This is a genomic window from Bradyrhizobium sp. SZCCHNPS1003, assembly GCF_032381555.1.
Taxonomy (GTDB): Bacteria; Pseudomonadota; Alphaproteobacteria; order Rhizobiales; family Xanthobacteraceae; genus Bradyrhizobium.
In genome coordinates this window covers 1-11,801 of sequence record NZ_JAUHIU010000022.1, presented here as the reverse complement: position 1 = coordinate 11,801, position 11,801 = coordinate 1, and the positions used below count along the sequence as shown (strand labels likewise).

12 protein-coding genes and 1 pseudogene are annotated in these 11,801 nt (G+C 64.1%); 6 read left to right on the top strand and 7 right to left on the bottom strand.

Translation table 11 applies throughout. The features are described 5' to 3' along the window. Positions 1–27: 27 nt before the first annotated feature. The 4 genes from QX126_RS28820 to QX126_RS28805 are packed head-to-tail and all read right to left on the bottom strand — an operon-like array spanning position 28 to position 3,676. Positions 28–1,158 carry an FAD-dependent oxidoreductase gene (locus QX126_RS28820; protein ID WP_315785438.1) on the bottom strand — a complete coding sequence of 377 codons (1,131 nt, stop codon included), beginning with the start codon at positions 1,156–1,158 and terminating at the stop codon, positions 28–30. Positions 1,159–1,197: 39 nt separating this feature from the next. Further along, positions 1,198–1,557: a Rieske (2Fe-2S) protein gene (locus QX126_RS28815; protein WP_315785436.1), complete on the bottom strand. Its 360-nt coding sequence runs from the start codon at positions 1,555–1,557 to the stop codon at positions 1,198–1,200. Further along, positions 1,541–2,494 carry a VOC family protein gene (locus QX126_RS28810; RefSeq protein ID WP_315785434.1) on the bottom strand — a complete coding sequence of 318 codons (954 nt, stop codon included), beginning with the start codon at positions 2,492–2,494 and terminating at the stop codon, positions 1,541–1,543. Before QX126_RS28810 ends, QX126_RS28815 begins: the two co-directional genes overlap by 17 nt. Positions 2,495–2,518: 24 nt before the next feature. Next, positions 2,519–3,676, bottom strand: a complete 1,158-nt coding sequence (locus QX126_RS28805; protein WP_315785432.1) for an alpha/beta hydrolase family protein — start codon at positions 3,674–3,676, stop codon at positions 2,519–2,521. Between the two features lie 144 nt (positions 3,677–3,820). Here QX126_RS28805 and QX126_RS28800 point away from each other — a divergent pair, with 144 nt between their 5' ends. Further along, complete coding sequence (locus QX126_RS28800; protein WP_315785427.1) at positions 3,821–4,756, top strand: LysR family transcriptional regulator; 936 nt, start codon at positions 3,821–3,823, stop codon at positions 4,754–4,756. Positions 4,757–4,831: 75 nt separating this feature from the next. Here the strand turns inward: QX126_RS28800 and QX126_RS28795 are convergent, their stop codons facing one another. The 3 genes from QX126_RS28795 to QX126_RS28785 all read right to left on the bottom strand — a co-directional run bounded on the left by QX126_RS28795 (position 4,832) and on the right by QX126_RS28785 (position 7,495). After that, on the bottom strand, positions 4,832–5,815 hold the full coding sequence (locus tag QX126_RS28795) for a transporter (protein ID WP_315785426.1): 984 nt from the start codon (positions 5,813–5,815) through the stop codon (positions 4,832–4,834). A 197-nt stretch (positions 5,816–6,012) separates the two neighbouring features. Next, positions 6,013–6,327 carry a hypothetical protein gene (locus tag QX126_RS28790; RefSeq protein WP_315785424.1) on the bottom strand — a complete coding sequence of 105 codons (315 nt, stop codon included), beginning with the start codon at positions 6,325–6,327 and terminating at the stop codon, positions 6,013–6,015. 658 nt (positions 6,328–6,985) lie between these two features. Next, positions 6,986–7,495: a sigma-70 family RNA polymerase sigma factor gene (locus QX126_RS28785; protein ID WP_315785422.1), complete on the bottom strand. Its 510-nt coding sequence runs from the start codon at positions 7,493–7,495 to the stop codon at positions 6,986–6,988. Between the two features lie 198 nt (positions 7,496–7,693). On the opposite strand from QX126_RS28785, the gene QX126_RS28780 reads away from it, so the two are divergent. The 5 genes and pseudogenes from QX126_RS28780 (at position 7,694) to tnpC (ending at position 11,706) form a co-directional block, all read left to right on the top strand. Then, positions 7,694–8,602 (top strand): protein-L-isoaspartate O-methyltransferase family protein, encoded by a 909-nt coding sequence (locus QX126_RS28780; protein WP_315785420.1) that lies wholly within the window; start codon positions 7,694–7,696, stop codon positions 8,600–8,602. Between the two features lie 412 nt (positions 8,603–9,014). Beyond that, positions 9,015–9,440 (top strand): IS66 family insertion sequence element accessory protein TnpA, encoded by a 426-nt coding sequence (gene tnpA / locus QX126_RS33620; protein ID WP_409999130.1) that lies wholly within the window; start codon positions 9,015–9,017, stop codon positions 9,438–9,440. Beyond that, positions 9,323–9,805, top strand: coding sequence for an IS66 family insertion sequence element accessory protein TnpB (locus tag QX126_RS28775; RefSeq protein ID WP_315785418.1), 483 nt, complete (start codon positions 9,323–9,325; stop codon positions 9,803–9,805). The genes tnpA and QX126_RS28775 overlap by 118 nt, the downstream gene beginning before the upstream one ends. 97 nt (positions 9,806–9,902) lie before the next feature. Then, positions 9,903–10,254, top strand: a pseudogene (tnpB, locus tag QX126_RS28770) (IS66 family insertion sequence element accessory protein TnpB). A gap of 69 nt (positions 10,255–10,323) precedes the next feature. Then, positions 10,324–11,706 carry an IS66 family transposase gene (gene tnpC, locus QX126_RS28765; protein WP_315785417.1) on the top strand — a complete coding sequence of 461 codons (1,383 nt, stop codon included), beginning with the start codon at positions 10,324–10,326 and terminating at the stop codon, positions 11,704–11,706. Positions 11,707–11,801: the final 95 nt, after the last annotated feature.

Below are 11,801 nucleotides of genomic sequence, written 5' to 3'. Positions count from 1 at the left end.
ATGTTTGTCGTTGATGTTGTTGTCGGCTCAGATCGGCTGCGTCAGTCCGATGATCGACTCGCGCATGATCCTGGCGTGCTCGGCTTTGTCGCCATTCTCCATCTCGATGCGGCAGAGCTGCGCGGAGTTCTCGATCACCATGCGGCAGCGCTCCCAGCGGCGCGCATGGAAGCGGTCGAACGCCTCCTGCAGGGTCGCCGCCCGTGCAAGTTCCTCGGCCAGCACGATGGCGCTCTCGATGCCGATGCCCGCACCGGAGGCGAGATGCGGCGTGGTCGCGGCCACGGTGTCGCCGATCAGGATGACGCGGCCGCGATACCACGGCGCCGGCACCAAGAGGTTGGAGAGCGGCCGGTAGTCGATCGCGGCGTCGGGCGCGAACAGATGCGCCCGCAGCGCCACCAGCACGGGATCGCTGAACGGCGCCAGCAGGTCCGCGACCAGCTGCGGCCAGGACGCGCGCTCGGCCTGGAGCTTTTCGGGGCGCGCCTCCGTTACGAACATGTACATGTGGCTCGGCGACACCGGGTTGACGCCGGCCTTGACCGCGCCGCCCAGCCACATCCGCGGACGCACAATGTCGGCCGGTCGCGGCAGCACGGCGCGCCAGACCACCTGGCCGATATATTGCGGCGGCTTGACCTCGGGAAACAGTAGCGCCCGCGTCTTCGAATGCACGCCGTCGGCGGCCACCACGAGATCGTAGCGGCCCGTCGTCCCGTCAGCGAACTCGACCTCGACCTCGCTGTCGTGCTGCGTGATCTGCGTGTAGGTGCATCCGACCCGCACGTGAACGCCGGCGGCGCGCGTCGCATCGGCGAGGATGCGCCCGAGTTCGGGCCGCATGATTCCGCCGCCGCCGGGCACATCCGATCCTACGGCCTTCGGTGTCGGAATCTCGCCGATCCGATGCCCCGATGGCGTCACCAGATCGACGCCATCGGCCGTGTAGCCGCGCCGCGCGAACTCCGCGAAAACGCCGATGGTTTCGAGCGCGCGCAAGGTCGGCCCGCTGACCGTGATGCCGGCGCCCTCCGGCCGCCAATTGGCATCGACCTCGACGAGATCGACGTCGATGCCCGCCTTGCGCATCTGGATCGACGCGGCCATGCCGGAAAACCCGCCACCGACCGTCAGCACCCTGCTCACCACTGCCATGGTGCCCTCCTCCCTCTGCAATCCGCCCTTGCGGGCGTGTTATGATTTGACGAACAGCTCGTCGTCGGCGACGACGAGCTCGATCCGGCTCAGCTGCTCGCCACGGCACGGCCCCTGTACGCACAGGCCGGTGTCGGGCATGAACTCGGCGCCGTGCGCGTGACAGACGATCCGCGTGCCCTCGGCGTTGAGATACGCATCCCGCCGCCAAGCCATTGGCGCGCCGTCGACATGCGGACAGGCGTTGCGCCAGCCATGCAGCTGCCCCTGCCATCGCACGACGAACAGGCTGTCCTGCCCGTCATCGTCGGGGTCGAAGCCGCGCGACTGCGCCTCGCCGATCTCGTCGGCGCGGCACAGCCGGAGCCAGTGCGGCCCGGCCTCACGCGTAGTCGCCATTTTCGGGAATTCCGGGGCCGGGGTACCATTTCTTGCGCATCTTCAGCAGGAAGGCCTGCGAATTGTCGGCGGAGGCCGTGGCCTCGCGCGGCTGCCAGCTCGCATCGTGCTGGTCCATGTCGGCATCCATCTCGATGTGGCAGCCGAACGGGCTGTTGAAGTACCAGAACCAGTTCGAGCCTAGGATGTGACGGCCGGGTCCCCAGAACGCCTGATAGCCCTTCTCGACGAAGCGATAGCCGTTGGTGATCATTTCCGAGGGACCGCCGAAGTGGAACGTGAAGTGCTCCACGCCGTGCATGTGCGGCGGCGCGCCGATCAGAAAGTGGGTGTGATGGTCGAGCGAGCCACCTGGCTGCAGGAACGGCCCGGTCCCGGTGAAGCGGTCGGTGCAGCGGAAACCGAGCCGGTTGACGTAGAACGCCTCGGCCTTCACCACGTCGGGCACGAAATAGACCACGTGCGACAGCGAGCGCGGTCGGATCACGCTGCCCGGCGACGGCACGCCGAGGCTGTTGATCGGCCGGAACAGAACGCCGCCCGGCGCATTCGAGATCTCGCCGGCCAGCACGAACGGCCGCCGCGCCGTCAGCTGAAAACCGATCACGAAGCCGGAATCGTCGATCGTCTCGATCGAGCCGTCGGCGAGACGGCGCACCTCGCGGTCGCGTCGCAGCTCGGCGGTGATCGCCCCCAACGTCGCCTCGTCGGCGACGCCCATCACAGTCCTGCGCAGACGGCAGCCCGGCACGGGCCCCGGCGGCAGCGTCGGATCGTCCTGCCGCGCGATCACCACGGCGGTGCCGTCGATCGCCTCGAAGCGGCCGCCGCGATCGGAGACGTCGACGGGCGCAAGCCCGTAATCGATGAGGAAGCGCGCCGCGCCGCGTACATCGTCGACCGCGAATACCAGGCTCTCCAGACCGACAATCTTCATGATTTTTCCTCTCCACCTGCTGCTTCAGGCGACATGTCCGTTCAACGTCTCTGCGACCCAGTCCGCGATGTAGTGGCCAGCATTGATGCTGTTGTCGAAGCTCGCATGCTGGGCGCCGCCTTCACGCGCGGTGAAGATCTTCAGCTCGCGCTTGGGCGAATTGACCAGCTGCTCATAGGTGCGCTCCGCCCAATGCAACGGGATCTGCGAGTCCTTCTCGCCATGCGTGACCAGGAACGGCACCTTGATGCGGTCGAGAAAGCCGTCGAGGTGAACCTGCTCGGCGATCCTCATGAAATCGTCCTGGTCCTTGGCGCCCCAGACCCAGCGCACATGCGCCCAGTAATGCGGGACCGGGAAATCGCCTTCCTTCTGCAGACGCTTCTTCTGTACGTCGCGCCAATCGTGATTGGCGCCCCAGGCGACGCCGCAGGCGAAGCGCGGCTCGAACGCCACCGCGCGCGGGCAGTAGTAGCCACCGAGCGACACGCCCTCGAGACCGATGCGCCTGGGATCGACGTCGCTGCGGGTCTCCAGCCAGTCCACCACACGGGACGCCCAGTGCTCGCTGTCATAGCGCGCGGTGAGTCCCTGCAGCCGCAGCGCCTCGCCAGATCCGGGCTGGTCGATCACCAGCGACGACACGCCCCGCCGGGCGAGCCAGGCCGGCAGGCCGACGCGGTATTTCATCTCCTTGGTCGAATCCAGGCCGTTGACCTGCACCAGCAGCGGCGCCGGCCCCTCGCGCCCTTCCGCGCGGACCAGGAGGCCGGCGATGTGGGTGCCTTCATAGGGGATCTCGACGCGCTCGCAGTTCTCCCGCGCCAGTGCAATGCCCTTGGCGAAGGCGTCGAGACATCTGCGGTACAGCGCCAGCCGTCCCGGCGCCTCATGCGCCTGCAGACGCTCGCAGGTGATCAGATAACTTGCTGCGCGGCCATATTTCTCGCCGGCCGACAGCAGCCGCCCTTTCGCCTCGTCCTCGGCCGCAAGCGCACAGAGCTTGTCGGCCATGCGCGCCCAGGTCTCGCGGAAGGCCTGGGTACCGCTGGCATCGGGCTGCCGCGCCGCGTCCTGCAGCGGCGCGCACATCTCCTCGATCTCGCCGATCCGCGCGCCCATCTCGATCGCCAGATCGACCGAGAGATTCCAGACATAGTTGGTCGGAAAATACTTGAACATGATGCACTCGCGACGCGCGATCGTGCCACGCGTCCCCTCGACGTTTCGTCCCGAGGTCTGGCATAGCCCGGTTTGACCATTTCGAAAAATTGATTATCAACATCAACCACATTGATCTCTTGAATACCTCGAGCGGGGCCGCCGATGCGTTTCAACAACAAGTTCGACCTCAATCTGCTGGTCGCGCTCGACCATCTGTTGCACCTGCGCAGTGTCAGCGGCGCGGCGGCGCGCATGAACATGACGCAGTCAGCGATGAGCAATGCCTTGCTGCGGCTGCGAACCTATTTCGATGACGAGCTGCTGGTGAAGATCGGCCGCAAGATGGAGCTCACCCCGCGGGCGGAAGTGCTGAAGGACTCGATCAGGGATCTTCTGGTGCGCGTCGACTGGGCCATCGCCTCGTCTGCCGAGTTCGATCCGGCGCGGTCCGACCGCTGCTTCAAGATCCTGGCGTCGGACTACACGCTGGCGACGCTGATCCCTCGGCTGCTGGCCCGCAGCGAGGCGCTTGCCCCCGGAATTCGCTTCGACTTCATACAGCAGGTGCAGCGGCCGGAGCGCGCGCTGGAGCGCGGCGATGTCGACCTGCTGATCATTCCGGAGGAATTCAGCTCCAAGCTGCATCCTTCCGAGGTGATCTTCGAGGACGATTTCTGCGTCATCGCGTGGAGCAAGGGAAAGTATGGCAAGGGCAAGCTGTCGCGGCAGGATTTTGCGAAGGCCTCCCACGTGGTGATGCGGCCGGCGATCGCGGCGCAATCGCTCGAAACCTATTATCTGGAGCAGCGCAACAGCAGCCGCCGTGAGGACGTGTCGGTCTACGCGTTCACCGCCATCCCGCATCTCGTCGCCGGGACCAACCGGCTTGCCACCGTGCACCGGCGGCTCGCCGTCGCCGCCCAGCGCAGCCTTCCCATCCGCATTATCGAGCTGCCGATCGCGCTGCCGTTCCTAAGACAGCGCGTGCAATGGCATCGCTATCGCTCCAACGATACCGGCCTGCTGTGGCTGCGCAACCTGATGCGCGAGGCCGTTGCCGAGCTGCCTTGGCCGCCGTCTCCGGCCAAGGGCTCATGACGAACGGCCGGCGCAGGGCGCCGGCCGTTTTTCGCTGACGCTCAACGGTTCGTGCTGCGCCAAGTCAGTACCTGGTCAGTGCTTGGCCGGCCCGGCTCCGGCCGGCGGCGCGGGCACCCAGATCGGGAATGCCAGATTGGCCCAGACCGTATCGCCGCGGCTGCCGTTCTCGACGTAGAACGTGTGCTGGTAGTTGAGGTTGAGCTGAAAGGCGCCCGCATTATAGGTCAGCGACGGTCCGGCATTGATCGACCGCAGCCGGTTGCCGTCCTGTATGCCGGCCATGTTGAAGGCCTTGACGCCGTTGACCTTGTCGTCCTGGTACTGATGCGTATAGCCGCCGACGACGCCGAGCTTCCAGGCGCCGAAATTGTAGCCCGCGTTGAAGTCGACCACCAGCGCGTCGCCGCTGCGGTACTGCTGGGTCTGCTGCGTGAAGGCGTTGACCGAGTCGGTATTGGCGTTGTTCAGCAGCAGACGCGGCGAGACGGCGAACTCGAAGCCTTTGGGATCGGCATAGCGATATGCGAGGACTGGCGAGATCGTGGTGTAGTTCGTGCCGACATTGAGCGGCTGGCGTGCCGAATAGGTGCCGGTGTTCGGCATGAGGTCGAGCCCGATCGTGAAGGTCTGCGCGGGCGACAGCGCCCAGCTCAGGATGATCGGCGAGAACGTGATGTTTCCAAAGCCGTTGGCCTGGAACGATCCGCCGGGATTGGTGCTTTCGAGGTGCACGAACGGAACGACCAGCTGCGAATAGACATGGGCGCCGAAAAAATCGCCGGGATAGCTGGCGAGAAACCGCATCGTCTCTGATACGGCCGAGAGCTTGAAGTTGATCGGCAGCTTGTTGCCCTGCCCATCATACAGGCCGTTGGCGCTGGTGTAGCTGGTCTGGCTGATCGCAAACAGGCCCGGGATCGGCGGGAACGTGGCGATGAACACGCCGGGCGAGCCCGCCGGATAATTCGTGGCGCCGTTCTCGGCAGCCCACGCGCCCTGGATCATCCCCGCCAACATCAACGCTACGGAAGCGGACCGCTGCAGTCCTCTCGTCATAAATCCCCCCTTGGCGGCGCGTTTTCTACGAAACGAGCTTGCCCCGACCGACCTCATGGCGACGCGCCCGCGCCCGACCGATCGCGTCATTGATGAGCGATCCCCGACCATTCGTAAAATTGATCGTTTTGATCCGAGATATTCACAGATTCGATGTGCCGGCCTCACGTGCGTCGATTGATGTCGCGCTCCTTGGTTCAAGCAGAGTGAGCAACCACGGGCACGTCACCGACGATATAATCGATCTCACCCAACCGATGCCCGTCCACCATTCGTTGCGCTTCGCGAGTGACGTATCCAGAGGCGATCAACTCTCGAAAAATGCGCTGAAGCTTCTTGCGGCCGACCTGAAGGGGCCGCCCAACGTGATCGAGGCGGACGTGGCATTCGTGGGGACTCGACAAGAGATAGCCGAGGACACCCTTCGCCTCGACGGAAAGGCGGGAATCCGCGAAGACCGCGTTCGGGACGATGGTGAACCGCGCCTTGTGCTCGCAACGGACGATGGTCACCGGCGGCTAACCGTGCAGGTGTGCCCGTAGAGATCGTTGCAAACTTCAACCGCCCGACGGCACCCCACCTGCCCTGAGGGATGGCATACGAGGCTCGCACGAGTACTCGCCTCGTTCAGGAGCTTGTCGGACGTCGCATTCGTCGGCGTGAGCAACTCACTCTGGAAATGGGCGTGCGGCGACATAGGTCGATTGTGCCACCGCAACTCCGGGCTCGCATATCGCCGTGCTACGCCGCTATACGATCGGACAAGTCCGCGTGGGGCCGAGGGACACGAACAGCATCACCGTGTTGAAGATTGCCCGTATGAGGCTGGCCATAGACGGCGAGCCGGCCTCAAACCAGCCTCCGCATCTGGCCGATTGAGCCTCAGGGGACCGGCCGTCCCTACCCTTCCAGGCCTTCTCCTACCCGATCAGTGCCGGTTGTGATGTGACGGAACAGCCTTTGGACCAAGCCCTAGGTCGCTGGAGCTCCCAATTGCGGTTCCCGCTCCATCGGCGGCTTGCGCCGCCTTGACGAGACGCCTGACCTGCCGCGCCGTGCCAGCGAGGGCACGTCCCTGGATCTCCCGCAGCTCTTCGTCAGTCGTTGCAATGATATCATCACTGAGCGCCTCGAGCAGGCGCGCGAGTTCAAGGTGGGGGTGCCAGCGTGTCATGGCGTGCTCCAATTCCGTTGGTGGCGGAGCAGCGCGCGCCGCATTCGCCGCCGCGCGGTATCGTAATCGACATCCGAAATGCCATACGCCCGGCAGATGTCCCTGGCCGTGAGGCCATTGGCCAGCCCGTCGATGATCTGCAACACGGCCGGATCTCCTGCAAACAGACGAAACACCTCGGCGAGCCCTGCGACCGCGACAGCCACGCGTTCGGGATCGGCCAATTCGTCAACGGGATCGTTCGGAACGCCGTATTGGCCGGGATCATCGCGACTGACCAGTAACCGTTGCTCGCTCCGCACTCGCCGCCAATAGTCGTCACAGATGCTGCGCATGACGCCGGACAAGAAAGCCAGGATCGGCACGCCCAGCGGCCAGACCCGCGATCCGTCGAGAACGCGGAGGATGGCCTCATGCAGAACGTCGGTCCAGCCGATCCCTGCGGGCAGGCCGCGGCTCCATAATTGCGCCAGAGACTTCAGCCGCACCAGATCGGTCGCAGACAAAGCCTCGATCGCCGCCGCTGCATCGGCGACGGTGCGACCGGCGTTCGAGCCAACTCCAGGGGTGCTAATCGATCGTTCCATGACCCCTATTATGCGGCCGAGCAGATCCGTTGCGGACAGCCTCGGGAAAAATTTTCGGCGTTGTCCGCGCTACCGATCCGAGATCCGCATCCTCTCCATGCTGAAAGGGAGAGAACCGTGGATCAGATCGCGAAAGCCCGCCGCTGGTATGCCGAGGACCTACGCTGCAAGACACCAATTCTGCGCAACCCACACATCGTCGAAGCCTTCGGCGCCGTCCCGCGAGAGGCGTTCGTCGGTAAAGGTCCCTGGTGGATCATACCCCACCCCTACCGGGAGCCGTTCATCACCCCGGACGACGATCCGCGTTGGCTCTATCACGACGTCCTGGTCTCGATCGACCCGAGGCGGAAGCTCAACAATGGGATGCCGAGCTTTTGGGCGCGCAATTTTGAGTACCTCGATATCACCCGAGGTGAACGGGTGCTGCAGATCGGAGCGGGCAGCGGCTACTATTCGGCCGTGCTCGCCGAAATCGTCGGGCCCTCCGGGCGGGTGACGGCGGTCGAAGTCGACCCGGCTCTCGCCGTTCGAGCCCACACGAACCTCAAGGGCTGGCCGCAGGTCCAGGTGATGTCGGGTGACGGCCGAAATGTCCATGCCACCGCGAACGAACATGACGTCGTGATCGTGTTCGCAGGCTGCACGCACCCCGCTCCGCAATGGCTGGATGGCCTCGCCGACAACGGTCGGCTGCTGCTCCCGCTGACCAGCGAAGATTGGTCCGGCTTCCTGCTGCGCGTGGTCCGCCGGGGCGCCTCCTTCGAGGCCTCGTCGATCGGCGGGGTCAGCATTTATCCTTGCGCAAACGGCCGCGATGAGGACGCCAGCCGCCGGCTGAAGAGCGCCCTCGAGAACTCGCTGATGATGGATGTTCCGATCCAAGTACTCCACCGTGGCATTCCACCATTCGCGGAGGCTGAGCGGGTCTGGTATCAGGCACCTGGCTTCTGGCTGGAGCGACAAGGATCGGCAGTCGATGCAACCACACAGCAGGCCGAAGACGGCGACAACGCCACCGCCTAACGCGCGGTCGAGGCATCGGCTAAGGCTGATCTCGCGCCAGCCCGGGACGGAATGCGTCAGCCTAGCCTCTTAGGTACGACGGCCGCGATAGGACTTCATCTGCCGGCGCAAACAGCGTAGCGAATTCTGCCCTTGGCGCGGAATGATTAGAGTCTTTCGCCAGAGTTCGCTATAGCACGATCAGTGCCGAAATGATCTTTGACTTCGCTGCGAAAAGTCTCAATCGCGGCACGCACGACGACCGACCGGCACGGTTGAACGCAAGCCATGTCAATGACTTGCTGTTCGACCGGCGAGCCGCTTTTATCTTGCCGCTTTAATCGGCCGGGTGTAACCGTCCGGTCTCTGCACGCCTTCCCCCTCGTGTGTTGTCGTTCCATTTCGAGTTCTCTGCTGCTGTGGAGAATCTCCGGTGGGATCCAAACATTTCGAGAACAGAGCGCGCCGCGAATGGTGGTCGCTGCACATCGAAGCGTGGCGTCGCAGCGGTCTCGGGATCCGCAAATACTGCCAACAACAACGTCTGACCGAGAACACTCTGCGGCGTTGGCTGAAGCGGCTGGCCGGCAACGAGACTGCGCTTAAGCTCGAGAAATATCAGACGGAATTGCGCCGCCAGCGCGCCCGGGAAGAGCGGGAAAAGGCGCTCCGAAGGAGAAGCAGCGCAGGTTCACGATCACCTCGGATGTACGCGATCGAGCGTCCCAGGCGTTCTGGGCGATGCATGTCGAGGCGCCGAACTGGAGCGGAATGGAGCTCCGCGCCTATGCCTCGGCGATGCAGCTTTCGCCGCATGCGCTGCGCAAATGGCGCGACCGACTGGCCGCGGGCGAGGTGACGATCGACTGGCGCGCCCGTCTTCATCCCTCCGCCCGTCCCGCCGTTAGCACTAGTGCTAGGAACTCACAGCCCGAACGCCGCTTGACAGCCGCCGAAATCGGCGATCCGGCGGCGCCGCCGGCACCGGTTCGGCGCTTTCTTCAGCGGCGAGGAAAAGCTCGGGATCGCCAGGGAAACCGAGCTACCAGGCGCAAGGTCTCTGCCCTCGCACGCAAGCACGGCATCGTCACCGGGCTGCTGTTCTGCTGGCGCGCGCAGTTCGGCATCGCGCAAAAGAAGCGCCCCAAGCTCGCCCGTGTCGTGCTGCCCAACGACCTGCCCGCAGCACGCGCCCTGCGCGATCTCGTGCGTCCACCGGAATGATGGCCGTCGATCTCCATGATGGACGGCGTGTCTTCGCTCCCGCCGGCAGCGATCCGGATGCGGTGCGAGCGCAGATCGAAAGCGGAGACACAGCATCATGATGTTCGTCCCTGCAGGCGTGAAGATGCACCTGGCGCTCGGCTACACCGACATGCGCAAAGGTATGGATGGGCTCGCAATGCTGGTCCAGGACACACTGAAGAAGGATCCGTTCTCCGGTCATCTGTTTGCCTTCCGCGAAGAAGGCATCGATCCTGAAGGTCCTGTTCTGGGACGGAAACGGCCTTTGTCTGTTCACCAAGCACATCGACCAGGGTGGCTTCGTATGGCCGGTGACGGCGGGCTATGATGGCTCGATCACGCTCACGCCGGCGCAGCTCGCGATGCTGATCGAAGGCATCGACTGGCGCGCGCCAGAGCGTGTGTGGAAGCCTGCAATTGCGGGATGATCTGCAAAATGTCGTGCTGAACTGAGTTGCGATTCTTCTACGAATCAGTGTGTTCGAGTACCATTGGACATGCAGCTCGATCTCACCAATCTCCCCTCCGATCCTGAGCTTCTGCAGCGCCTGGTGCGCGGCATCGCGGCCGCCGTCGATCACCGCGATACTGAGATCCGGCGGCTCAAGTCCATCATCAAACAGCTGCAGCGAATGCAGTTCGGCCGCAGCTCCGAGCGCATCGATCCCGACCAGCTTGCACTCGGTTTGGAGGATCTCGACAGCGACATCGGGCGCGTCGAGGAAGCGCAACAGAAGATCACACCGGAAGCCAACTCTTCGCCGCGACGCCGTCCGCTGCCCGATCATCTGCCACGCGAAGACGTTCTGCTTGACGTACAAGACCGGGTCTGCGGCTGCTGCGGCGGTGCTCTTCATCTGATTGACGAGAGCGTCAGAGATGCTGGATTGGATACCCCGCAGCTTCGCGTGGTGCGCACGACCTGTCGTAGATACGCCTGCCAAGCCTCCTGCAACACCGTGGTGCAAGCTGGCGCACCGGAACGATCGATTGCCGGTGGCTTGGCGACCCCTGGGCTGCTCGCGCACGTGCTGATCAGTAAATACTGCGACCATCTTCCACTCTATTGGCAGTCGCAGATCTTCGACCGTCAGGGCGCCGATCTCTGCCGCTCGACGCTCGCGGAGTGGATTGGCGGCGCGTGCTGGTGGCTCGAGGCCTTGCACAAGCGGCTGTGCAAGAATGTGTTCGCCTCCAACCATCTCTTTGCCGATGACACGCCGATTCCGGTGCTTGATCCAGGCCGCGGACGAACCAAGACGGGACGGCTCTGGGTGAACGCGCGCGAACAACGGCCGTGGAGCGGACCCGAGCCTCCGGCGGCCATCTATCTGTTCGCGCCGGACCGCAAAGCCGAACGACCGGTCGCACATCTTGCTGCCTTCAAGGGCATCCTGCATGTCGACGGATATGCTGGCTTCGAGCAGCTGGCCGACAAAGAGGGCATCACGCTCGCAGCTTGTTGGAGCCACTCGCGACGCAAGTTCTACGATGTCGCCGAAGCCACCGCATCTCCCGCGACACCAGAAGCCCTGCGCCAGATCGGCGAGCTCTATGCCATCGATAGCCGGGTGAGAGAATTGGATACCCGCGGCAGGCACAGACTCCGCTCAATGCTTCCGACGCGCCCTCGATTTGCGCGCTGGACACCCCCTGCCAGTACTCGGCGCCGGCATATTCGCACGATCTTACCAGCCGGAGTCGTGCGGATGTTCCAAACAGGAAGGGGCCCCTGCAGCCGAGACCATCCCTCAAGCTGCCACGCTTCCGAGTATCAACATGGCAAGGCCAAGATCAGAGCGGACTATGGACAGCGAAACGTTCGCCCTGCTTCTCGTCGAGAAGGTCTGACCTTGCCCCCAAGTTTTATCCAGATCTGAGTTCGTTCGGGCGGTTGGTGAAGTGCTCCCCGAAACTAGGCCAGCCGATGCTGGAATTTTCCGGGGTTAGGCTCGTGCCGGCGGGGGCGCCGGTG